The sequence below is a fragment of the Nocardioides sp. SR21 genome (assembly GCF_022761125.1).
Classification (GTDB): Bacteria; Actinomycetota; Actinomycetes; order Propionibacteriales; family Nocardioidaceae; genus Nocardioides.
Genome location: NZ_JAKWJR010000001.1, coordinates 216,218 through 238,604 on the forward strand (window position 1 = coordinate 216,218; position 22,387 = coordinate 238,604).

The following is a 22,387-nucleotide window of genomic DNA, read 5'->3' on the forward strand; positions in this document are numbered from 1 at the left end:
AGACAATGGGGGAGTGAGCACTCCCGCGCAGACCGACGTCCTCGTCGTGGGCGCCGGACCCGCCGGGTCGGCCGCCGCGGCGTGGGCTGCCCGCGCGGGCGCGGACGTGGTGCTCGTCGACGCCGCGGTGTTCCCGCGCGACAAGACCTGCGGCGACGGGCTCACGCCCCGGGCGATCGGCGAGCTGCAGCGGCTGGGTCTCGAGGACTGGCTGCGTGCGCACACGGTGAACCAGGGGCTGCGCGCGCACGGCTTCGGCCAGACCCTGCTGCTGCCGTGGCCCGGCGGTTCGCTGCCCGACTGGGGCTCGGCGGTCGCGCGCACCGAGCTCGACGACCACCTCCGGACCACGGCCATCAAGGCCGGCGCGGTCGCGGTCGACGGGCACCGCGCGTTCGACGTACGCCGTGACGGCGACCGGGTGAGCGCAGTGGTGTTCAAGACGGCCAACGGGCCGGTCGAGATCGCCTGCCAGCGCCTGATCGTGGCGGACGGCGTGCGCTCGCCGCTGGGCAAGGTGCTCGGGCGCGAGTGGCACCGGGAGACCGTCTACGGCGTGGCCGGGCGGTCGTACGTCGCCTCCGAGATGTCCGACGACCCGTGGATCAGCTCGCACCTCGAGCTGCGTGGTGAGGACGGCAAGATCCTGTCGGGGTACGGCTGGATCTTCCCGCTCGGGACCGGCGAGGTGAACCTCGGTGTCGGCACGCTGGCGACCGCGAAGCGCCCGGCCGACATCGCGATCAAGCCGCTGATGGCGCACTACGCCGAGCAGCGTCGCGAGGACTTCAAGCTGTCGGGTGAGCTGCGGATGCCGACGTCCGCGCTGCTGCCGATGGGTGGGGCGGTCTCGAACGTCGCCGGGCCCAACTGGGCGCTGATCGGCGACGCGGCCGCCTGCGTGAACCCGCTCAACGGCGAGGGCATCGACTACGGCCTCGAGACCGGGCGCCTGGTCGCCGAGGTCCTCGCGGAGCACCGCGACCTCGCGGAGGTGTGGCCGGCGCTGCTGCGCGAGCACTACGGCGAGTCGTTCTCGATCGCGCGCCGGCTGGCCGGGCTGGTGACGGTGCCGCGGCTGCTGCCCACGCTGGGGCCGGCCGGGATGCGATCGGACTGGCTGATGACCCTGGCCCTGCGCTGGATGGGCAACCTGGTGACCGACGAGGACCGCGACCGAGCCGCGCGGGTGTGGCGCTGGGCCGGTCGCCGCTCGATCGCCCTGGACGACCGCGCGCCCTTCAGCTGATGTCCGGGCTCCCGAAGCGACAGCGGGTCGCGGCGTACGCCGTGATCCTCAGCGGGGAGCGGATCCTGCTGAGCCGGCTGTCGCCGACCATCTCGGCCGACGAGCTCTGGACCCTGCCCGGTGGCGGGCTCGACCACGGCGAGGATCCGCGCGACGCGGTCGTGCGCGAGGTGCACGAGGAGACCGGGCTGGACGTCGAGATCGGCGAGACCGCGCGGGTGTACTCCGCGCACCTGCCGGGGGTCTGGCGCGACGGCCGCCGCGTCGACGCGCACGCGCTGCGGATCGTGTACGACGGCTGGGTGCCGGTCGACTCGCCGGCGCCGCGGGTCGTGGAGGTCGACGGCTCGACGGTCGAGGCGGCGTGGAAGCCGCTGGCCCAGGTCCTCGACGGGAGCGTGCCGGTGGCGCCGATGGTGCTCGAGGCGCTCGCCGACCACCGGCCGTACCGACACCAGCGGCTGGGCACCTACGCGCTGATCCGTCGTGCTGAGGACGGGCAGAGCGCCGTGCTGCTGGTGCGGATCTCCTCGCGCGGGTTCCACACCGGCTCCTGGACGCTGCCCGGCGGCGGCGTCGGCCACGGTGAAGCGCCGCGGTCCGCGCTGGTGCGCGAGGTCCGCGAGGAGTGCGGGGTCGAGTGCGGGGTCGGCGAGCTGGTCGCGGTGCACGACGAGCACTTCAGCGGCACGGCCCCGTCGGGGCGGTTCGAGGACTTCCACTCGGTGGGCCTGGTCTTCGACGCGACGATCCACGACGACGCCGAGCCTCGACTGACCGAGGAGGGCGGCACGACCGACGCCGTCGCGTGGGTTCCGGTCGTGGACGTCGAGTCCGGTGCGCTGCCGGTGCTCGAGGTCGTCCGGGTGGCGCTCAGGGCAGCGGAGCCGCGGCGATCTCGCAGTAGTTGAGCTCGGGGCGGGCGGTGCTGTTGCCCTTCACGTAGGACGAGAGCACCCAGGCCTTCTTCACTCCGTTCACCGACCACCAGATCCGCATCATGCCGTTGGTCGGCAGCGGGACCGGCCCGAGCATCCCGGTGAACGGGTCCTGGCGCAGGTTCTTGTAGTGGACGACGTGGTCGGCGACCGCGCCCTCCTCGGTGATGTACTCGTAGTCCATGAAGGCGTTCGGGTCGTCGGTGGCGAGGGCGACCGAGCGGGTGCCGTTGCGACCGGTCTCGCACCGCAGCTGGGCCGTGCCGAAGCCGGGGATCGGCGTGGAGCTGGAGGAGGCGCCCGAGGCCTCGGCGTCGCCGTGCCAGCTCAGCCCGAACTGGCGCTGGGTGTCCGTGCCCAGCTTCAGCGTCATCTTGCAGTACTGGCTGCCGGGGTAGGCGAACCGCTCCCACCACCAGTTCAGCTTGAAGGCCGTCGCCGGGAGCGCCAGCGGTCCGCCGCCGTTGTTCTGCCGGCCGGGACGCTGGCTGATCACGCCGTACGCCGAGCCCTTGCTGAAGTCCTCGATCGGGTTCCACTGGTTCAAGCCCTCGTGGGCCTGCCAGCCGGTGCCGCCGGTGCCGTCGTCGCCGGCGGTGTCGAACGTGTAGATGCGCAGCGTCTTGACCGCGACGACGCTGCGGTCGTTCTTGGTCTCGAACTTCGCCATCCACATCTGCGTCTCGGCGCGCCGGTCGTTGGCGCGGATCCGCAGGATCGTGTTGTTGGGGCGGCAGATCAGCTCGGTCTGGCCGATGCCGGGGACGTCGGCGACCTTCTGGTACTTCGGGCGCGACTGCTCGCCGTGCCAGACCACGCGGATCTTGTCGGACACCTGCATCCGCCGCTCGGCCGGGCGGCCCTGGTCACCGGCGTACGTCGGACCCACGCCGAGCGCCGCGAGCCCCATCAGGACCGCGGCACCCAGAGCCGAGAGACGGGTGACCCGCGAGGTCATCGCGCAGGCTTCTCGCTCTGCACCGGCTGAGCAGGCGCGGTGGCATCGTCGTCGGGAGCGACCAGCAGCGGCGCCTGGTCACCGGTGAGCCAGGCCAGCTCGAGGTCGACGGTCTCCGACGTGAGCGGCACCAGCCGGGCCTCGGCAGCGGCCTCCTGGGCGTTGCGGAGGTAGTGGGTCAGGAAGTCCCGGACCTCGCCGCGCTGCAGGGAGTCGGTGGTCGTCGTGATGAGCAGCTGGCGGGCCAGCGGGTACTCGCCGCTGACGATCGTGCGCTGGCTCGGGAAGATGCAGTTCACCTGGCCGTTGGAGTCGGTGATCTCGAACGGTCGCAGCTGGTCCTCGAAGAGGTTGTAGTAGCTGAACCGGAAGTAGGCCACGTGGCCGCGGTAGCCGGCGTACAGGCGACGGGCGGTGCTGACGCCGTTGTAGACGTGGTCCCACTCGGCGAAGCGGTCCTTGACCCGGTTGTACCGGATCCGGGCGTCGGAGAGGCGCGGGTACGCCTTGTCGACGCGCGCCTGGTCCTTGGCCTTGTCGGCCGCGCTGCGCTCGTCGCGGATGCCCTTCTCCCGCTCGGCGAGCGCGATCGCGAGCTCCTCCTTCGCGGCGAGCAGCTCGTTGCGCGCGTCCTGGACGGCCTGGTCGGCCTGGGCGCGGCGGCGGCTCACGTCGTCGAACCGGGAGGCGCGCAGCGCCAGCTGGGGGTTGCCCACGACGAAGCGGCGTGCCTCCTCGTCGGTCTGCGCCAGGAAGTAGTCCGAGCGCAGGTCGACCTGCGAGGGCTCCGGGGCGTCGAGGACGTAGCGGCCGAAGAAGCCGAAGCCGTTGTTCTCGGGGCTCGGGCCACCCACCTTGAGCGGTACGTCGTCGAAGCCGAGCGGCGGCTGGCTCCAGTTGGTCAGCGGCGAACCGGCGCGGTAGAGGTCGCGGACCTGGTCGACCGACAGGCAGTCCGCGCCGACGTCGGTCTCGGACTTGATCGCGATCACGATCGCCTCGGCGGCGACCTGGAACTGCACGACGTCGAGGCCGACGGCCTGGCAGGCCTCCCACTCGGCCCGGCTGATCGGGCGCGCCGAGTCGACGAGGTCGATCTGGCCGGAGCACAGCTCCTGGAACGCCTGGTCCTCGCCGTTGTCGGCCACCTGGATCTCGGCGGCGTTCGGGGTCGACTCGTAGAGCCCGACCTCGTAGGCGGTCAGCGAGCCACCGGTGGACCCGTCGATGCTGACGACGCCGCTCGGGCGGTCCGGGAGCGCGTCGTGCGCCCGCTGGACCTCCTGCAGCTGGGCCTGCTCGTCACGGAAGTTGGCGGCCTGGTCCTGGCTGACGGAGTCGCTGGCGTTGTCGGCCGGGTCGGAGCACGCGGTGACCAGGGAGAGACCGACCGCGCAGGCGGCGAGGCTCCCGAACAGGCGCTGGCGGCGGCTCACTGGGGAACTCCATCGGTCGGCGAGCTGGACGGCGTCTCCGACGCGGTGCCGGTCGGCGAGGACGTGCCCTCGGGTCCGACCAGCTCGCCTGCGACGGTGTCGCGGTCCGGCGGGTAGACGTAGCGGCGGCCGAGGGGCAGCACCTCGAAGTCGCTGAGCCGCAGGCCCTGCAGCTCGTTGCCGCGGATCAGGTTGTTGGTGGCGTCGCGCTGGGCGTACAGCGTCGGGACGGCGGCGCGGTCGACGACGATCGCGCCGTACGTGCGCAGGCAGGCGACGATCGCGTCGGCGAGTCGCTGCTGCAGCGCGGTCAGCTTGATCTCCTTGCCGGTGCGCGGGTCGATCGGCGCGGGCAGCACGACGTCGCGCTTGAGCCGGATCCGGGCGCCCTCGGGGATCGAGCCGTTGCGGCCGTTGCCGTCGGTCGACGAGGCCGGCGACACGAACCAACCCGCGGCCGGACCGGGCAGGCTGATCGCGAGTGCGTGCCGGATCTCGCCGGACTGCAGCTCGCGCGGCCGGATCAGGCCGGCGAACAGCGGCAGGCCCGAGCCGCGGGCGCCCTCGTGGTACGCCTCGCTGTAGCCGGGGCCGTCGAGGTCCCACTTGCGCATGTAGTTGTACGAGATCGTGTCGTCGTCCTCGCGGCGCGCGCGCCACAGGTCGTACGCCGTCGACGAGGTCGTGTCGAAGACCGTGTACCAACCGTCGTAGCGCGGGTCCGGGTCGACGTCGTCCGGGATGTTCAGCACCGTGGTGTTGGCGCCGTCTCCGCACACGAGCTGGCGGCACACCAGCGAGGTGGGCTCGCCGCCCGCCACGACCGGCACGGTCCAGCGGTCGGTGTTGATGTACAGGCCCTCGTCGATGCGCAGCTTGCGCGTGATCGTCTGGCCGGTCGGCCCTTCGTACACGCCGATCCGGTAGTGCGCGAGCTCGATCATCTGCGCGGACGTCGGCGCGATCTGGGCGGTGTCGATGCGCTGGTTCCACGGCGACTCGTCACTGAAGAACTGGCGCTCGGGCACCACGACGCCGGTGGACTCCTCCGGGTCGACGGTCACCACGACGTCGCCCGGGGTGCGGCCGCTCTCGTTGTCGTCGTCGCCACTGCCACCGCAGCCCGCGAGGAGCACGGCGAACGCGGCGGTCACGGCGGCGGCGTACTGAGCCCGCCGCCTCTGCTGGGTGCTCATGACGGATCCCCCCGACGGGCACGTGCCGAAGCCAGGGTCGACTCCGTGGTGTCGGCGACGCGCGCGACGGAGTCGCTGAACACCGACAGGCGGTGCCCCTCGCCGTCCGGGTCGTCGTCGACGTCGTCGATCTCGCCGGCGCGCATCCGCGCGGCGCTGATGATCGCGTGCGCCTCGCGGCGCGACTGGAGGCGGATCAGCTCGGCGTCGAGCTCGGCCTGGGCGGTCACCAGCTCGTAGCGACGGCTGGCCTCGACCTCCATCGCCTCGATGTGGCGCAGCACCGCCTCCTCGGCGGCGTGCATCCGGGCGATCACGCCCTCGGCGACCTCCTCGACCACCCGGGCGACGTCGCGCTGGATGACGGGTGCGACCGCCGGCGGCAGCGCTGCTTCCGGCTCGGGCTCCGGCTCCGGGTCGGGCTCCGGGTCGGGTGCCAGCTCCAGGACCGGCGTCACCACCGGCTTGCCGGCCTTCGCGGCGCGCAGCTTCTTCGCCTTGGCCGGCTTCACGACCTGGACGACGGGCTCCTCGACGACGGGCTCGGGCTCCGGCTCCGGCTCCGGCTCGACCTCGACCTCGACCTCGGGCTCGGCCTCGGCCACGGGCTCCTCGACGGGCTCGGGCTCCGGCTCCGGCTCCGGCTCGGGCTCCGGCTCGGGCTCCGGCTCGGGCTCCTCGGCCACGGGCTCGAAGACGGGCGCGGGCGACGGCGGCGGGACCCGGCGCAGCGAGGTGGCCGGTGCGGGGGCGGCGGGCTCGCGGCGCTCGGCCGGCGGCTCGCCCAGGCTGGCGGTGAAGTCGACCTGGCCGATCCGGCTGGCGTCGTCCAGCAGGGACGACAGCACGTCGTCGACGGAGGGCGGCGGCGCGATGCGCGATGCACGGTCGTCGGTCATGACGCGGCCCCTTCCTCGTCGGTGGTGGTCGTCGTGGTCGTGGTCGTCTCGGCGTCGGAGGGGCGGTAGTCCGCGGGCACACCGACGAGCACGTAGCGCGGCGTGCGGTAGACGACCTGGAGGCGCGGGTCGGACCCGGCGGCGGCCTCGGGGTAGAGCTTGTAGAGCAGGTCGCCGTTGTCGGACGTCGGGATCAGCATGTAGTCCACGTACGTGCCCGGGTCGCGGGCCGCGACCTTCCAGGGACCGTCGCTCTGGTCGACCCGGTCGAAGAAGTACTCCGGGTGGCCGGTCAGCATCATCACGGCGTACGTCTGGGCGTTGTCGGTCAGGATCGAGTCGTCGCGCGTGACGTTGTTGCGGATGTACGTCGCCATCGCCTGCTCGGACTCGACGCCGACCTTCTCCCGGTTGAGCGTCTCGGCGCCCTCCTGGGACTCGCCGGTCGTGAGCGCGGCCGCGAACGGCGCCTCGAGGTTCTGGTAGCGGTACGTCTTCATCTGCTGCAGCGTCCACGGGATGCTGATGACCAGCCCGACCACGAGGAGGGCGGCCACGAGGGTGCTGCCCTCGTCGGCCGACCGGGCCAACCAGATCGCCCCCACGATGGACAGCAGCAGGATCGGCAGCGCGTTGCGCATCAGCATCGGCGAGTCGGTCAGCCGGAGCACGATCGCCATCGCGGGCGTCAGGATCGCCGCGCCCAGCAGGACGCCGAGCCACAGCGCGAACGGGTTGCCGCGCGCGAAGCCCGCGAAGATCAGCGCCGGGAGCACGATGATCGCGATCGGAGCGCCGTACAGGACCAGCTCGCCGGTGGCCTTGAGCAGCTCCACGCCGGAGAACTGGTCGAGGCCGCCGGATGCGGCAGAGTCGCTGCTGCGGGTGATCCAGGCGAACGGCCGGCCCAGCAGGATCAGGTTGAACACGGTCCACAGCGCGATCACGTAGACCGTGGGTGCACCGAAGCCGACGACGGTGCCCTCGACCTCCGTCCCGTCGGCGCCGAGCCGGGCGAGGACCGCACCGATCATGATCGCGCTGAGCACGAAGAACACCAGGCCCGAGTAGCCGGACAGCACGGCGAAGGCGTAGGCGATGCCGGCGAGCATCACGAACCGCACGTCCGCGGTGATGTACCAGGCGAACAGCGCGCCCAGGCCCGTGACGACGAACGCGATCCAGACGAAGTGGCGGGTGCCCGTGGTGGCGTACAGCAGCACCAGCGGGTTGGCGCCGAGGGCGAGCAGCACGGCGTAGCGCAGCGGGCCGCTGACCAGCGCCCGGCGCATCATCGTGTTGAACGCGACCATCGTGATCGCGGCGAACATCGCCGAGGCGACCGGCACGACCACCATCGAGGTGACGAAGCTGCGGAACACCGCCAGCGGCGCGATGAGCAGGGTGGCGAGCGGCGGGTAGTCGAAGCCGATCGCGGACAGCTTGGCCGGGTCGTTGTGCCAGACCATCAGCGCGCGGTTCAGCCGGTCGAGCGTCTCGAAGCCGACCACGTGCATGTCGACGACCACCCAGTGGCCGATCAGCGTGTACGCGACGGTGAAGAACGCGAAGACCAGGAAGCTCTCCCACCAGCGGCGCGGCACGTCGTTGTTGCGGCGGCCGACGACCTGGACGACGCCGCTCAGGCGCTCCTTGGTGTGGACGACGGTGACGGTGCTGGTGGTGGTGCTCATGAGTGCGACCCGTCGTCGAGACCGTGCGTGGTCTTCTCCCAGTAGAACGGGTTCGTGAAGAGCTGGATGAAGCCCTTCCAGGCCGCCCAGCTCATCAGGCCCCAGTAGAGCGGGGCCAGGAGCGCGGTCCGCGTCAGGCTGAACTCACCGCGCTGCAGGCTGCCGGCGAGGCTGAGGTAGACGAACACGAAGTTGCCGATGAACAGCAGCGCGCTGGCGGTGTAGAAGATGACGCCCGGGAAGAGGTTCTCGATGAACCCCGCCTGCGTGAACACGTACAGCGTCGTGAGGGCCCAGAAGATCGGGTTGAGCAGCAGCACGAACGCGCTGCCCATCGTCAGGTTGAAGCTCATGAACCCGCGCAGCCCGGTCTGGGACATCAGCGCGAACGGGTGCCGCATGTGCACCAGCCACGTCTGGATGTAGCCCTTGTTCCACCGGCTGCGCTGACGGATCCAGTTCGGGATCTGGGAGTTGGCCTCCTCCAGCGTGGTGGAGTCGATCATCGCGGTCCGGTAGCCCTCGCGGTGCAGCCGGATGCCGAGGTCGGCGTCCTCGGTCACGTTGAACGGGTCCCAGGCGCCGAGCTCGCGCAGCTTGGCGGTGACGAAGTGGTTGGAGGTGCCCCCGAGCGGGATCGGCGACTCGGCCGCACCCATCGCGGGCAGGATCAGCTCGAAGTGCATCGAGTACTCGTTGGCGAACCACGCCGTGAGCATGTTCTGGTCCTGGTTGAAGTGGTTCAGCTTCGCCTGGACGCACACGACGTTGTCGGGGACCCGGCTGAACGCGATGATCGCCTTCTTCAGCTGATCGGGGTCCGGCCGGTCCTCGGCGTCGTAGATGACGGTGAACTCGCCGGTGGCGAGCTGGAGGCCGTAGTTGCACGCCTTCGGCTTCGTCTTCGGCTGGCTGTCCGGTACGACGACGAGGTGGAAGTGCGGCGGGAGCTGCATCGCGCGGATCTTGTCGACGGTCTCCTCGTCGTCCTCCTCGCACAGCAGCTTCACGTCGAGGCGGGTGCGCGGGTAGTCCAGCGCGTTGATGTCGCGCACCAGGCGGGGGACGATCGCGGCTTCCTTGTAGAGCGGGACCAGGATCGTGTACATCGGCAGGTGCCGCTCGTCGAGTGCCGCGATCTCCTCGTCGGTGACGTCGGTCTCGAGGTGCGTGCCGAGGGCGCGCAGCGTCAGGCGGAACTTGTAGAACGACACGACGAGGTAGAGCAGGCTGCAGAAGCCGACGACGCCGATCGCGGTCTCGAGCGGCCAGATCACGGCGCAGACCACGATGGCGATCAGCAGCATCACCAGGCCGGCCTTCTGGCCGCCGGAGATGACGACGTGGGCGGAGTCCTCGGGACGGGTCTCCATCAGCAGCCGGGTCGAGACCTCGGCGTAGTGCCGGGCGTGGACCCGCTGGATCAGCTGGTCGAGCTCGGTCCGGTTCGCCAGCAGCTGGCGGAACGGGGAGCCGAGCGCCTCCTCGACCTCGGCCGCCTGCTCGGTGTCGAGCGGGCGGGCGACGGCGAGCAGCACCAGGTCGTCGGTGGCGGCGACGGGCACGGCCTGGAACGCCTGGGCGAGCGGCTCGGGCAGCCGGCGAGCGACCTCGAGGTCGGGCGTGAACTCCGACAGGCCGACGCGCTGCATCTGGTACATCTCCGACAGCGCGGCGACCAGGACGTCCTCGGAGATCGCCTCGTGCGAGACGAGGATGTCGCCCAGCGGGTCGCCGGTGCGGGAGTACTCGAGCATCGCGCGCTGCAGCTGGTCGTCGGTGATCAGCCCGCTGCGGGTGAGCATCTGGGCCATCTGCATCCGGGTGCGGCGCGCCTCGGGCGTCTCGACCTCGGTCTCCTGCGGCGGGTACACCGAGTCGATCGCGGCGACGATCTCGTTGACGGTGTGCCGGACCAGCGTGACCGGGCGGTCGATGCGCTCGGCGACCACGTGGGCGGTGATCTTGTCGTCGGCGTCCGCGGCGGCCACCAGGACGGTGCCGTCGACGGAGGCGTACGGCATCACCCGGAACGTGCGGCAGATGCCCTCGGGGATGAGGAAGCGCAGGTCCTGGGCGATCCCGTCGGTCAGGCGGGGATTGGTGCGGGTCTGGATGGTCGTCACGAGGCACCAGCTCCGAAGCCGTGCGAGGCGGCGCCGGGCTGACGCGGCTCACCGGGGGCCGCGGGCGCGCTCGACTTCTTGCCGCTGCGCGGACGCCACACGACGTACGCGAGGTAGGCGAGGCCGAGGGCCACGAGCGGCGCGATGAGGAACGCGAGCAGGATCGCGATGCAGATCACGAGGGTGATCACGAGGTTGACGAACGCCGCACCGATCGACTTGGTCGCGGAGCGCGACGAACTCGCCTGCACCGTCATGATGCGTCCCCCCTGCTCGGTGAAGCCTCCCCCGAGACTTCCGCCTTTCATGCTGACACGCATGGCCGCGTGCCGTTCACCGAATGATGAGTCCGATGCGGTAAACGTAGTCCCCTTGCCGACGGCTCCTGGGCCGGTCTGGTCCAGCGTTGGGAATCTGTGGCAGAAGCGTTGCCCAGCCGTTCATCGGGTGTGGATTTCGGAGACGTGAGGGCCCGTCACCTGCTCTGGTGGCCGGCCATCCAGTCTCGGGCGAGGCGGCCGTACGCCGTCGGCCGGCCCTTCTCGTCGGCGACCAGCGCCATCGGGTCCGCGGGGTGGTCGGCCCACACCCAGAACAGCGCGCCGAGGTTGTGCTCGTCGGCCCACGCCAGGTAGTCGTCGACGTACCCGTCGAGCGGGTCCTCGGCGCCGAGCTCGGAGGTCAGCACCGGGACGCTGTCGGCGAGCTGCCCGATCACGTCGTTCCAGCACTCCTTCGTGCCGCACTCCTTGAAGTCGTAGGAGTGGAACGCCGCGATCAGCTGGTCGTCGTCGGGAGCGAACTCCTGCCAGTGCGACAGGTCGTTGGAGTAGTCGAGGCCGCCGAGCAGGATCGGCTGGGTCGCTCCGGTGTTGCGGATCGCGCTGACCATCGCGTCCATGCCCTGCACGACGTAGGTGACGCGGGCGACCGTGGCGCTCTGGTCGTCCTCGATCGGCGCGCGGCAGCCGCCGTCGCGCCAGCACTGCCAGGTCAGGTCGAAGAGATAGCGGGTGCTGCTCGCGTTCCAGCGCGAGTACGGCTCGTTGAACGCGTCGAACAGCACCGACGGGTTGTCCTGGTAGGCGGTGGCGACCGAGGTCCAGAACGCGATCGACTCCGAGTCCGGCATCGCGAGGTTGCCGAACTCCGGCTGGCCGATCCGCTTGCGGCTGTGCAGGTCGAGGATCACGACGATGCCCTCGCGGTTGAGCGCGGTGATGAAGTCGTGGACCTCCGTGCGGTAGCCCTCGACGGTGCGCTCGACGTACTGGTCGCTGACCGGGGCGCCACGGGTGCCGAGCCAGCAGTCCTGGTTCAGCGGCAGCCGCACGGTGTTGGCGCCCCACTGGGCGATCGACTTCGCCTGGGCGGCGGCCGGGTCCTGGGCGACGACGTTGTCGAGCGACGACATGCCCCAGCCCTGCGCGCAGGCGTACTCGAAGCTGCTCCAGTTGACGCCGCGCGGCACGAACTCGCGTTCGCTGCGGGCGTCGACGATCCGGTTGCCCTGCACGACGGGGTGGGCGGCTCCGGTCTCGACGACGCCGCCGGAGGACACCGGCGGGCGCATCTGGGCGTACAGCGCACCGCCCGACAGCAGCACGATGACTGCGGCCAGCGCGATCCAGCGCGCGTATCGCATGGAGCCCCCCCTCGAAGCACGGCAATCGTACGGGCTGCCCGGGCCGTTATGTTGGTCGAATGAGCGAGACCGTCTTCACGTACGCCGCTCCCGCGCTCAAGTTCGGCACCGGTGCGTCCGGGGAGGTCGGCCACGACCTCGCGGCCTACGGCGCCCGGCGGGTGCTGCTGGTCACCGACCCCGGGGTGGCCGCGACCGGTCACCCCGCGCGGATCGCGGAACAGGTGGCCGCCCGCGGCGTCGAGGTGACGACGTACGACCAGGTCCAGGTGGAGCCGACCGACGACTCGATGAACGCGGCGATCGCGTTCGCGCGTGACGCCGGGCCGTTCGACGCGATCCTGGCGGTCGGCGGCGGCTCGTCGATCGACACCGCCAAGGCGGTGAACCTGCTGACGACCAATCCCGGCGAGCTGATGGACTACATCAACGCGCCGGTCGGGAAGGCGCTCGCGCCGAGCCAGCCGCTGCTGCCGCTGGTCGCGGTGCCGACCACCACCGGGACCGGTGCGGAGAGCACCACGATCTGCGTGCTCGACGTGCTCGCGCTGCACGTGAAGACCGGCATCAGCCACCCGGCCCTGCGGCCGACGCTCGCGGTGGTCGACCCCGCGCTGACCATGAGCCAGCCGACGCTGGTGACCGCCGCGTCCGGCATGGACATCCTGTGCCACGCGCTCGAGAGCTACACCGCGCGGTGGTACGGCGACTTCGACGCGAAGCAGCCCGAGCAGCGGGTGCCGTACTGCGGCGCGAACCCGATCGCGGACATGTGGTCGGAGAAGGCGCTGTCGCTGCTCGCCGGCGCGTTCCGCACCGCCGTGCGCGACGGCGGCGATGCCCGGGCCCGGGAGCAGATGGCGATGGCGGCGACCTTCGCCGGGCTCGGCTTCGGCAACGCCGGCGTGCACATCCCGCACGCGAACGCGTACCCCATCGCCGGCCGCGTGCGCGACTACCGGCCCGCGGGCTATCCCGACGTGATGGTGCCGCACGGGATGGCGGTCTCGCTGACCGCGCCCGAGGCGTTCCGGTTCACGTTCGAGGCCGCTCCCGAGCGGCACCTGCGCGCGGCCCGGCTGCTCGACCCGTCGGCGTCGCAGGACGGGCCCGACACGCTGCCCTCCGTGCTGACCGCGCTGATGCGGGACATCGGCATCCCGAACGGCCTCTCGGAGGTCGGGTACGGCGAGGCCGACGTCGCGGACCTCGTGGGTGGGGCGGTGCAGCAGCAGCGGCTGCTCGCGACGGCGCCGCGGCGTCCCACGGATGACGACCTGGCGTCGGTGTTCCGCGGCTCGATGGAACACTGGTGACGTGACCTCCGACCTCCTCGCTGCTCTCCGTGAGCGGGGAGTCACGGACGTCGACGACTCGACGCTCACGCGCGCGCTGTACTCGTCGGACGCCTCGCTCTACCGCGTGGTCCCGCAGGTCGTCGTCCGGCCGCGGCACCCCGATGAGCTCGACGCGATCCTCGACGCCTCCGTGGCCACGGGCGCGCCCGTGACGATGCGGGGGGCGGGGACCTCGATCGCGGGCAACGCCGTCGGCACCGGCATCGTGGTCGACACGCTCAAGCACCTGAACAACGTCGTCTCCATCGACCGCGAGGCGCGGACGGCGCTCGTGCAGCCCGGCGTCGTGCACGCCGACCTGCAGCGCGCGGCCGCGCCGTACGGACTGCGCTTCGGGCCGGACCCCTCGACGCACACCCGCTGCACGATCGGCGGGATGATCGGCAACAACGCCTGCGGCTCCCGCGCGCTCGGCTACGGGCGGACGTCGGACAACGTGATGGCGATGGACGTCGCGTACGGCCCGGGCGCGGCGGACGTCGAGGCGCAGCTCGGAGCCCTGGTCGACCAGCACCTCGGGCACATCCGCACGTCGTTCGGCCGGTTCACCCGCCAGGTCAGCGGCTACTCGCTCGAGCACCTGCTGCCCGAGAACGGCCGCAACCTCGAGCGGTTCCTGGTCGGCTCGGAGGGCACGCTCGCCGTGGTGCGCTCGGCGACCGTCCGGCTCGTCGAGGACGACCCCGACCGACACCTGGTGGTGCTCGGCTACCCGTCGATGGCCGAGGCCGCCGACGCGGTGCCGGCGCTGCTCGCGGTCGCGCCGGGGATGACCGCCTGCGAGGGCCTCGACTCGCGGATCGTCGACCTCGTGGTCGGCGCGCCCGCGCTGCCGCGCGGTGCCGGCTGGCTGTTCGTCGAGGTGCCGGCCGCCGAGACCGCCGCGGTGATCGCTGCGGCCGGCGCGCTCGAGCACCGGCTGGTGGAGAACGCCGCGGAGGCGGCCGCGCTGTGGCGGATCCGCGAGGACGGCGCCGGGCTGGCGGCCCGGTCGCTGTCGCGGCCGGCGTACTCCGGCTGGGAGGACGCGGCGGTGCCGCCCGAGAAGCTGGGCGCCTGGCTGCGCGACTTCGACGCGCTGCTGAAGGAGCACGGCCTCGACGGCGTGCCGTACGGCCATTTCGGCGACGGCTGCGTGCACGTGCGCATCGACTTCATGTTCGACGACGGCGGCCGGTCCTTCCGCGAGTTCCTGACCGCGGCCGCGCTCAAGCTCAAGGAGCACGGCGGCTCGCTCTCGGGCGAGCACGGCGACGGCCGGGCCCGCTCGGAGCTGCTGTCGACGATGTACGACGAGGAGTCGCTGCGGCTCTTCGGTGCGGTGAAGGCGATCTGCGACCCCGGCAACCTGCTCAACCCGGGCAACATCGTCGACCCCGCGCCGCTCGACGCGGACCTGAGGCCGGCCAGCCCCCGGCCGACGATCCCACTCGCCGACGCGATCCACCGCTGCACCGGCGTCGGCAAGTGCGTGGCTCCGAAGACCAACGGCGTGATGTGCCCGTCGTACCTCGCGACCCGCGACGAGAAGGACTCCACGCGCGGCCGCTCGCGGGTGCTGCAGGAGGCGCTCGACGGCTCGCTCGTGAAGGGCTTCGCCGACCCGGCCGTGCACGAGGCGCTCGACCTCTGCCTGGCCTGCAAGGGCTGCGCGTCGGACTGCCCGACCGGCGTCGACATGGCGACGTACAAGGCCGAGGCGCTGCACGCGACGTACTCCGGCCCCGACGCGAAGCGCCGCCCGCGCAGCCACCTGCTCCTCGGCAGGCTTCCGAAGTGGGCCCGGATGGCCGCGCCGGTCGCGCCCGTCGCGAACCGGGTGATGCGGTTCGGCCCGATGGCGCGGATGGCCAAGGCGACCGCGGGCATCGACCAGCGGCGCAGCATCCCGGCGTTCGCGCCGAGGACGCTGCGGCGGACGACGGGGGTGCCGGAGCTCGTGCCGGACGTGTGGATCTGGGCGGACTCGTTCACCGACCACTTCCTGCCGAGCACCGGCCTGGCCGCGATCGAGTTCCTGGCCTCCGTCGGCGTCACCGCGCGGGTGATCCGCGACGACGCGTGCTGCGGCCTCACCTGGGTGACCACCGGCCAGCTCGACGAGGCGCGCGCGATCATGACGCGCACCGTGCGGACGCTGAGGCCGTACGTCGAGTCCGGTGTTCCGGTCGTCGGGCTGGAACCGTCGTGCCTGGCCACGCTGCGCAGCGACGTCCCGGAGATGATCGGGGAGCACCTCGACGTGCTGTCGTTCGCGGAGCTGCTGGAGCGGCTCGACGTGCCGCTGCCGTCGCTCGCGGGCGTCGACGTGGTGGCGCAGCCGCACTGCCACCACGCCTCGATCATCGGCTGGGCGGCGGACAAGCGACTGCTCGAGAAGGCCGGCGCGAACGTGACCCAGGTGGCGGGCTGCTGCGGCCTGGCCGGGAACTTCGGCATGGAGAAGGGGCACTACGAGGTGTCGGTCGCGGTGGCCGAGACGCACCTGCTGCCCGCCGTGCGTGCGAACCGCGACGCGGTGGTGCTCGCGGACGGCATGTCGTGCAAGGTCCAGCTCGACGACCTCGCCGACGTCCCGGCGATGCACCTCGCGGAGCTGCTCGCTTCCAAGGTGCGCTGACCGTCGCATCGCCTGCGGGGCGCCGTCCACCACGCACGCCGGACCGCGTCGTCGCCAGTCGCCGGGACTCCGTCCCGCCTCCCTCCTCCGCCTCGCGGGCGCACGCGTCGGCCGACGCCCCTCGACGGCCCTGCTCCGGCCAACGCGCCTAGGATCAAGGCGTGAACCCCCGCCAGCGCCGCCTCGTCATCCCTGTCGCACTGGTCGCGCTGCTCCTGATCGTGATCATCGCGGCGGTCATCTGATGAGTGAGCCGCTGCTGCGCGCGCTGAACCGGATGCGTGGCTTCATCCTCGACCCCGACGTGCTGGTCAAGGCCATGGCCTCGGGCAGGCAGAAGGGCGAGCAGCCCACCTGGCGCCGCGTCGAGCTGCGCTACGTCGACCTCAAGGCCGGGCGGCACCTGCAGGTCACGTCGTACGACGCCACGCAGGCGCACACCGCGAACCATGCCGTCGGTGACGCCGCGCGCGATGCCGTGGACGCCCTGCTCGACGAGCCGTTCGGCAACTGGCACATCGACACCACCACGCAGTCGCACCAGGTCCGGGTGACCAAGAAGCTCGAGGCGGTCGTGCACACCACCGACCGGACGGAGGAGGTCGAGGCCGACCGCGGCCACGACCGCGACAAGCCGCGGCTGCTGGCCGAGGACGACCCGGTGTTCATCGCGCTGGGCATCTCCGACGCGAACGGCAGGCTCAAGCCGAGCCGGCAGGCGAAGTACCGCCAGGTGGAGGAGTTCCTGCGGCTGCTGGACGCCTCGATCACCGAGGCCCGGCAGAAGGGGCACCTGCGCAAGCCGACCGCCGAGGACCCGCTGCGGATCGTGGACCTCGGCTGCGGCAACGCCTACCTGACGTTCGCCGCCGAGCGGTTCCTCTCGCAGCGGCTGCCGGTCCGGCTGACCGGGGTCGACGTGAAGGAGCAGTCGCGCGAGCACAACGCCGCGGTCGCTGCCGAGCTCGGCATCGACGCTGACTTCGTGGTGGGCACGATCGGCGGTGTGCAGCTCGAGCAGGCGCCCGAGGTGGTGCTCGCCCTGCACGCGTGCGACACCGCGACCGACGAGGCGCTGGCGCGCGCCGTCGAGTGGGACGCCCAGCTGGTGCTGGCCGCGCCGTGCTGCCACCACGACATCTCCGCCCAGCTGCGCAAGGCGCCCACGCCCGCGCCGTACCAGATGCTCACCCGGCACGGCATCCTCCGCGAGCGCCTCGCCGACACCCTCACCGACGGCCTGCGCGCGTCGCTGATGCGGCTGCGGGGCTACCGGGTCGACGTCGTGCAGTTCGTCGAGAGCCAGCACACCCCGCGCAACACCATGCTCCGCGCGGTCCGGACCGGCGCCCCGGTCAAGGGCGGGTCGGCGCTCAAGGAGTACGACGAGATGGTCACGACCTGGGGCCTGCAGCCGAAGCTCGCCGAGCTGCTGGGCTGATGCTGGACAGGGTCCTCGGGCTGGTCTCGCTCGTCCCGTTCGCGATCGGCTCGATGGCCGCGCCGGCGACGGCACCCTCGTCGGTCGACCTGACCTTCCAGGACCCGGCGATCGTCGAGTCCAGCGGGCTCGTGGTGCGTGACGGCCTGTTCCTCACCACCAACGACTCCGGGGACGGCGGCCGCGTGTTCGTGGTCGACGGCACCGGCAGGACGGTCGGCTCGACGTCGTGGGGTCCGGAGCCGCGGGACGTCGAGGCCCTCGCCCCGGCGGAGCCCGGCTACGTGTGGGTCGCCGACATCGGCGACAACTCCGCGGCGCGGGAGACGATCACCGTGCTGCACGTGCCCTACGCCCGGAAGGACCAGGAGGTCGAGCCCACGTCGTACACGCTGGTCTACCCCGACCACGAGCACGACGCCGAGACGTTGCTGGCGAATCCCCGGACGGGACAGCTGTTCGTGGTGTCGAAGAACGTCTTCGGCGGCACCGTGTACGCCGCGCCGCGCACGCTCTCGGAGTCCGAGCCGAACGAGCTGCGCGAGGTCGCCGACAACGTGAAGGGCGTGGCGACCGACGGGTCGTTCTTCCCTGACGGGCGGCACTACGTGCTGCGCGACTACGTCGGGGCGACCGTCTACACGTTCCCCGGGCACGAGCCGCTCGGGTCGTTCACGCTGCCCGCGCAGCGGCAGGGCGAGGGGATCGCGGTCGACGAGCGGGACGTCGTGCACGTCAGCACCGAGGGCCAGTTCACCGAGGTGCGGTCCGTCGAGGTCCCGCCCGAGCTGCAGCGGGCGATGGACCCGCCCGCATCGCCGGAGCCGGAGCCGGAGGCCGAGTCGCAGGGCCAGGAGGCGACCTCGGACGAGCCGATCTGGCCGTGGTTCCTCATCGGCGGAGCCGGGGCCGGGTTTGTGCTGCTGGTCCTGAGGAAACTCACCCGGCATGGTGCGGCTTCGTAGGACGTCTCCCGACCAGCCCGGCTGGTCGCGCCGGCGCGCCGGTCGCGGCTTCGTCTACCTCGACGAGCAGGGCGACCGGCTGCCCGAGGAGGACGCCCAGCGCGTCCGCGACCTGGTGATCCCGCCGGCCTGGACCGACGTGTGGGTCACGCCGTACGAGAACGGCCACCTGCAGGCGGTCGGCACCGACGACGCCGGGCGGAGGCAGTACCTCTACCACCCGGACTGGCGGGCGCGGCGCGACGCGGAGAAGTTCGACCGGATGTTCGCGTTCGGGAAGGCGCTGACCAAGGCGCGCGAGCTTGTCGTCGCCGACCTCGGCCGCGAGGGGATGCCGCTGGAGCGGGCCTGCGCGGTCGCCGTACGCCTGATGGACCTGGGGTACTTCCGGATCGGCAACGACGTCTACGCCGACACCAACGGCAGCTTCGGGCTCACCACGCTCGAGCGGCGGCACGTGCGCCGGTGGCAGGACCGGCTGGTGTTCACGTTCGTCGGCAAGTCCGGTGTCGAGCACCGGATCGAGATCGACGACGTGGTCGTGATGGAGGCGATCGACGTGATGCGCCGGCGGCGGGGCGATGACCTGCGGCTGCTGTCGTACAAGCTCGGCCGCGACTGGCGCTCGCTGCTGCCGGACCTCGTCAACGACTACGTGCGCGCCTCGACGGGTCTCGAGGCGACGGCCAAGGACTTCCGCACCTGGCACGCCACGGTGCTCGCGGCCGCCGCGCTCGCCGAGACCCCGGAGCCGGGGCAGTCGAAGGCCTCGCGCAAGCGCGCGGTGGCCGGCGCGATGAAGGAGGTGGCGTCGTTCCTCGGCAACACCCCGACGCTGGCGCGATCGGCGTACGTCGACCCTCGCGTCATCGACGCCTACGAGGAGGGCCGCACGATCGCGCGGGCCACCAGCCGCACCTACGACAGCACCGACGAGCGACAGGCCGCGCTCGAGCGTGCGACGCTTCGTCTGCTGAAGGAGGGCTGATGCGGGTCACCGTCGTGCAGGGCGACATCACCACGCAGCAGGTCGACGCGGTCGTGAACGCCGCGAACCGGGCGATGCGCGGCGGTGGTGGCGTCGACGGCGCGATCCATCGGGCCGGCGGCCCGGCGGTGCTCGAGGACTGCGTGGCCCGGTTCCCCGGCGGGCTGGCCACCGGCGACGCCGGCTGGACGACGGCGGGGGAGATGCCCGCGCGGTGGGTGATCCACGTGGTCGGCCCGAACTTCACCGCCGGTGAGCGCGACCGGGCGCTGCTGCTGTCCTGCTACACCCGCGCGCTGGAGGTCGCCGACGAGCTCGGCGCCGCGACCGTGGCGTTCCCGCTCGTCTCGGCCGGCGTCTACGGCTGGCCCAAGGACGACGCGATCGCCGCGGCCCTGGAAGCACTCCGCGCCTCGGCCACATCGGTGACCGAGGCGCGGATGGTCGCGTACGACGCTGCGACGTACGCCCAGCTCCTGTCGGCTACTGGAGCGTGACCGCCTTGGTCTGGACCGCCTCCGCGTAGCCGAGCTTGGGGACGTACTTGATCGTCACCGTCCCGGACGCGGCCGGCTTGATCGTGCCCTTGTAGTCACCGGTCGCGTTGGTGGTGACGTTCACGGTGCCGGTCTTGCCGCCCGCGAGGGGGTAGGTGATCGTGATCCGCGACGACTTGAACGGCACCATGTCGGCGCCGACGGCCTGGGTGAGCTTGCCGGTCACCGTGAGCGCCGTGCCGACCGTGAACGTGCTCGCCGAGATCGCCGAGGTCAGCTCGGTGCCCCGCGGGGTGACCGTCAGGCTGACGTCCTCGCTGGCCGACGCGGTGACGACACCGGTCTTCCCGGCGTACCGGGCCTGCAGGGTCGCCGTCCCGAGCGGCTTGATCACGGCCTTGTAGGTACCGTCCGCCAGCGTCGTGGTGGAGCCCGCGGTGACCCACTTGGTGGAGCCCGGGTACTGGTACCAGAACGTCACCTTCTCGCCCGCAGCCGTGGCCTCGTCCGCACCGGGCGGGGTGCGGGTCAGCGTGCCGGTCACCGTCACGGGGTCGCCCGCGTTGGTCGTGTCGTCGTCGACCTCGGCCGTGACCGCCGTCGCGCAGGCGCCCGCGGGGATCGTCACCACGATCTCGGAGCTGGCGACGCTCGGGACCGCCTTGGTGAGCGTGGTCGCGACCGAGTACTTGGCCGCCACCATCGCGACCGGCTTCGACGTCGCGACGCCGTTGACGTCGGTCGTGGCGGTGCCCGCGCTCGCCGGCTTCGTCGCCGTGGCCGTCTGCTTGCGGAACGTGACGCCGATGCCCTTCACGCCGACGCCGGTCGTCTGGTCGACGACCTTCGCGCTCAGCACGCCCTTGCCGCCGACGCAGGTGACGTAGGCAGCGTCGGCCGCGCCGTCGATCTTGAACGTCGGCGCCACCGTGCGGGCCGTGAGCGAGAACGTGATCGGGATCGTGCGCACGAGCTTCTCGCCGGTCGAGTCGGTGACCGTCGCGGTCACGGTCGACGCGCTCAGCGTCTTCGCGTCGCAGGTCACGGTCGTCTGCACGGCGGTCGGGTCGGCGAACACGCAGTCGCGTCGCTTCGACGTCCAGGCGATCGTCGTCGTCCGTCCCGCCGGCACCTCGAGGTTCAGCGCGACCTGGGTCGGCAGGCCCGCGACGGCCGGGTTGTTGACCGTCATCGTGCCGCCGAGCTTGGTGGGTACGCCGGAGGTGCCGCCGCCGGAGCCGTTGCCGCCGCCGATCAGGAACTGCGAGTCCGCAGCGTTCCAGTGCGTGGCCAGCCAGGACCCGGCCGGCGGGTAGGTCGAGTAGTAGTCGTCGTCGTTGCAGTCCAGGAGGGACTCCTGGTCGGCCGCGCAGATCTGCTGCATCGCCTTGCCGCCACCGTCGGCGTAGCACATGGTGTCGGACTCGTCGTAGCAGTGACCGGCGTTGGTCCCGTGCGGAGCGTCGCTGAACACCGAGCCCATCGTGTGCGCGAGCTCGTGCGCCTCGACGGAGTGCGAGGTCGCCGTACCGCCCTGGCCCCAGCAGGGGGCGTCGGTGCGCGCGTACTGCGGGTAGAGGCCGTTGTTCGGGTTGCTCTGGCCGGCCGTGCTGTACGGGTAGGTCAGCGCGATGCCGCAGATGTTGAAGCCGCTGCCGTCGACCCACATCAGGTACTTGCGCGCCGGGTTCGAGTAGCCGAGCGCCTTCAGCGCGTTGATCGAGGAGTCGAACGTCTTGAACGATCCCGCCGGGACCGTGACGTTGAGGACCTTCGCGGAGCAGGTGCCGTCGCCATTGTCGTCGGTCACGTAGCGGACGTTGCGCACGCCGCCGGTCTTGGCGGCGGACAGGTTGAACACGGTGTCCACGCCGGCCGCCCACTGCTGGATGTCGTCGGCCACGTCGGTGTAGCGGTTCGGCTTGTCGGCGGTCACCACGTACATCGCCTGCACCCGGAAGCCGGAGGCCCCGTCGCCGTCGCACTCGACCTCGTCCGACGCGGCGGCGACCTGCGCCGGAACCGGGATGCCCTCGTCCTCCGCAGCGGCGGCGGCGCCGGGAGCGGCGCCTGCGCGCGTCTCGAGCACCGAGGTCGGGACGTACTTGTCCAGGTCCACGCCCATCGGGGGCTCGTCGGCGTGCGCGCAGCCGTCAGGGACGCCAGGGTCCGACGAGACGATGATCTCGTCGCACTGCGCCCACATGTCCGAGGTGGCGGCGTACGTGCCGGTGCGCGAGTGGTCGCCGAGCGTGCCGGCGCTCACGGCGAGGCCGGCGACGGCGAGCGCGGTGGCCGCGAGGAGCGCGACGATGCGACGAGGGGACGACGTGGGCGAATTCATCCGTGAACTCCGTGACTGTCCGAACGACTCATC

The 22,387-nt window shown here is 71.6% G+C and carries 17 protein-coding genes; 8 read left to right on the forward strand and 9 right to left on the reverse strand.

Annotation, left to right across the window (positions count from 1 at the left end; all coding sequences use genetic code 11):
• The first annotated feature begins 13 nt into the window (after positions 1–13).
• Together MJ604_RS01090 and MJ604_RS01095 are read left to right on the forward strand one after the other, a co-directional pair.
• Positions 14–1,249, forward strand: a complete 1,236-nt coding sequence (locus MJ604_RS01090; RefSeq protein ID WP_243056427.1) for a geranylgeranyl reductase family protein — start codon at positions 14–16, stop codon at positions 1,247–1,249.
• A complete protein-coding gene (locus tag MJ604_RS01095) occupies positions 1,249–2,160 on the forward strand; it encodes an NUDIX hydrolase (protein WP_243056428.1) in 912 nt (303 codons plus the stop codon). The genes MJ604_RS01090 and MJ604_RS01095 overlap by 1 nt, the downstream gene beginning before the upstream one ends.
• Here MJ604_RS01095 and MJ604_RS01100 read toward each other — a convergent pair.
• The 8 genes from MJ604_RS01100 to MJ604_RS01135 all read right to left on the reverse strand — a co-directional run bounded on the left by MJ604_RS01100 (position 2,123) and on the right by MJ604_RS01135 (position 12,141).
• The gene (locus MJ604_RS01100) at positions 2,123–3,145 is read right to left on the reverse strand and encodes a hypothetical protein (RefSeq protein WP_243056429.1); all 1,023 of its coding nucleotides are present in this window, start codon (positions 3,143–3,145) and stop codon (positions 2,123–2,125) included. The genes MJ604_RS01095 and MJ604_RS01100 overlap by 38 nt on opposite strands.
• Positions 3,142–4,581 (reverse strand): PstS family phosphate ABC transporter substrate-binding protein, encoded by a 1,440-nt coding sequence (locus MJ604_RS01105; RefSeq protein ID WP_243056430.1) that lies wholly within the window; start codon positions 4,579–4,581, stop codon positions 3,142–3,144. The genes MJ604_RS01100 and MJ604_RS01105 overlap by 4 nt, the downstream gene beginning before the upstream one ends.
• Complete coding sequence (locus tag MJ604_RS01110; protein WP_243056431.1) at positions 4,578–5,777, reverse strand: hypothetical protein; 1,200 nt, start codon at positions 5,775–5,777, stop codon at positions 4,578–4,580. Before MJ604_RS01110 ends, MJ604_RS01105 begins: the two co-directional genes overlap by 4 nt.
• A complete protein-coding gene (locus tag MJ604_RS01115) occupies positions 5,774–6,676 on the reverse strand; it encodes a hypothetical protein (protein ID WP_243056432.1) in 903 nt (300 codons plus the stop codon). Before MJ604_RS01115 ends, MJ604_RS01110 begins: the two co-directional genes overlap by 4 nt.
• The gene (locus MJ604_RS01120) at positions 6,673–8,370 is read right to left on the reverse strand and encodes a hypothetical protein (protein WP_243056433.1); all 1,698 of its coding nucleotides are present in this window, start codon (positions 8,368–8,370) and stop codon (positions 6,673–6,675) included. Before MJ604_RS01120 ends, MJ604_RS01115 begins: the two co-directional genes overlap by 4 nt.
• Positions 8,367–10,496: a glycosyltransferase gene (locus MJ604_RS01125; protein WP_243056434.1), complete on the reverse strand. Its 2,130-nt coding sequence runs from the start codon at positions 10,494–10,496 to the stop codon at positions 8,367–8,369. The genes MJ604_RS01120 and MJ604_RS01125 overlap by 4 nt, the downstream gene beginning before the upstream one ends.
• A complete protein-coding gene (locus tag MJ604_RS01130; protein WP_243056435.1) occupies positions 10,493–10,753 on the reverse strand; it encodes a hypothetical protein in 261 nt (86 codons plus the stop codon). Before MJ604_RS01130 ends, MJ604_RS01125 begins: the two co-directional genes overlap by 4 nt.
• A gap of 218 nt (positions 10,754–10,971) precedes the next feature.
• On the reverse strand, positions 10,972–12,141 hold the full coding sequence (locus tag MJ604_RS01135; RefSeq protein ID WP_243056436.1) for a cellulase family glycosylhydrolase: 1,170 nt from the start codon (positions 12,139–12,141) through the stop codon (positions 10,972–10,974).
• 59 nt (positions 12,142–12,200) lie between these two features.
• On the opposite strand from MJ604_RS01135, the gene MJ604_RS01140 reads away from it, so the two are divergent.
• The 6 genes from MJ604_RS01140 to MJ604_RS01165 all read left to right on the forward strand — a co-directional run bounded on the left by MJ604_RS01140 (position 12,201) and on the right by MJ604_RS01165 (position 20,010).
• Positions 12,201–13,457, forward strand: coding sequence for a hydroxyacid-oxoacid transhydrogenase (locus tag MJ604_RS01140; protein WP_243056437.1), 1,257 nt, complete (start codon positions 12,201–12,203; stop codon positions 13,455–13,457).
• Positions 13,411–16,119 (forward strand): FAD-binding and (Fe-S)-binding domain-containing protein, encoded by a 2,709-nt coding sequence (locus tag MJ604_RS01145; protein WP_243056438.1) that lies wholly within the window; start codon positions 13,411–13,413, stop codon positions 16,117–16,119. Before MJ604_RS01140 ends, MJ604_RS01145 begins: the two co-directional genes overlap by 47 nt.
• A 244-nt stretch (positions 16,120–16,363) precedes the next feature.
• Positions 16,364–17,560: an SAM-dependent methyltransferase gene (locus tag MJ604_RS01150; protein ID WP_243056439.1), complete on the forward strand. Its 1,197-nt coding sequence runs from the start codon at positions 16,364–16,366 to the stop codon at positions 17,558–17,560.
• Positions 17,560–18,525, forward strand: coding sequence for a hypothetical protein (locus tag MJ604_RS01155; protein WP_243056440.1), 966 nt, complete (start codon positions 17,560–17,562; stop codon positions 18,523–18,525). The genes MJ604_RS01150 and MJ604_RS01155 overlap by 1 nt, the downstream gene beginning before the upstream one ends.
• Positions 18,509–19,513 carry a DNA topoisomerase IB gene (locus MJ604_RS01160; RefSeq protein ID WP_243056441.1) on the forward strand — a complete coding sequence of 335 codons (1,005 nt, stop codon included), beginning with the start codon at positions 18,509–18,511 and terminating at the stop codon, positions 19,511–19,513. The genes MJ604_RS01155 and MJ604_RS01160 overlap by 17 nt, the downstream gene beginning before the upstream one ends.
• Positions 19,510–20,010 (forward strand): O-acetyl-ADP-ribose deacetylase, encoded by a 501-nt coding sequence (locus MJ604_RS01165; RefSeq protein WP_243056852.1) that lies wholly within the window; start codon positions 19,510–19,512, stop codon positions 20,008–20,010. The genes MJ604_RS01160 and MJ604_RS01165 overlap by 4 nt, the downstream gene beginning before the upstream one ends.
• Here MJ604_RS01165 and MJ604_RS01170 read toward each other — a convergent pair.
• Positions 19,997–22,354: a hypothetical protein gene (locus MJ604_RS01170; RefSeq protein WP_243056442.1), complete on the reverse strand. Its 2,358-nt coding sequence runs from the start codon at positions 22,352–22,354 to the stop codon at positions 19,997–19,999. The genes MJ604_RS01165 and MJ604_RS01170 overlap by 14 nt on opposite strands.
• Positions 22,355–22,387 lie beyond the last annotated feature (33 nt).

Bases quoted from the DNA above. Each gene is read 5' to 3' on its own strand.
- MJ604_RS01160 (WP_243056441.1), top strand. From the start codon at position 18,509: ATGGTGCGGCTTCGTAGGACGTCTCCCGACCAGCCCGGCTGGTCGCGC.
- MJ604_RS01100 (WP_243056429.1), bottom strand. From the start codon at position 3,145: ATGACCTCGCGGGTCACCCGTCTCTCGGCTCTGGGTGCCGCGGTCCTG.
- MJ604_RS01170 (WP_243056442.1), bottom strand. From the start codon at position 22,354: ATGAATTCGCCCACGTCGTCCCCTCGTCGCATCGTCGCGCTCCTCGCG.
- MJ604_RS01150 (WP_243056439.1), top strand. From the start codon at position 16,364: ATGAGTGAGCCGCTGCTGCGCGCGCTGAACCGGATGCGTGGCTTCATC.
- MJ604_RS01130 (WP_243056435.1), bottom strand. From the start codon at position 10,753: ATGACGGTGCAGGCGAGTTCGTCGCGCTCCGCGACCAAGTCGATCGGT.
- MJ604_RS01135 (WP_243056436.1), bottom strand. From the start codon at position 12,141: ATGCGATACGCGCGCTGGATCGCGCTGGCCGCAGTCATCGTGCTGCTG.
- MJ604_RS01155 (WP_243056440.1), top strand. From the start codon at position 17,560: ATGCTGGACAGGGTCCTCGGGCTGGTCTCGCTCGTCCCGTTCGCGATC.
- MJ604_RS01095 (WP_243056428.1), top strand. From the start codon at position 1,249: ATGTCCGGGCTCCCGAAGCGACAGCGGGTCGCGGCGTACGCCGTGATC.
- MJ604_RS01145 (WP_243056438.1), top strand. From the start codon at position 13,411: ATGACGACCTGGCGTCGGTGTTCCGCGGCTCGATGGAACACTGGTGAC.
- MJ604_RS01115 (WP_243056432.1), bottom strand. From the start codon at position 6,676: ATGACCGACGACCGTGCATCGCGCATCGCGCCGCCGCCCTCCGTCGAC.
- MJ604_RS01120 (WP_243056433.1), bottom strand. From the start codon at position 8,370: ATGAGCACCACCACCAGCACCGTCACCGTCGTCCACACCAAGGAGCGC.
- MJ604_RS01110 (WP_243056431.1), bottom strand. From the start codon at position 5,777: ATGAGCACCCAGCAGAGGCGGCGGGCTCAGTACGCCGCCGCCGTGACC.
- MJ604_RS01140 (WP_243056437.1), top strand. From the start codon at position 12,201: ATGAGCGAGACCGTCTTCACGTACGCCGCTCCCGCGCTCAAGTTCGGC.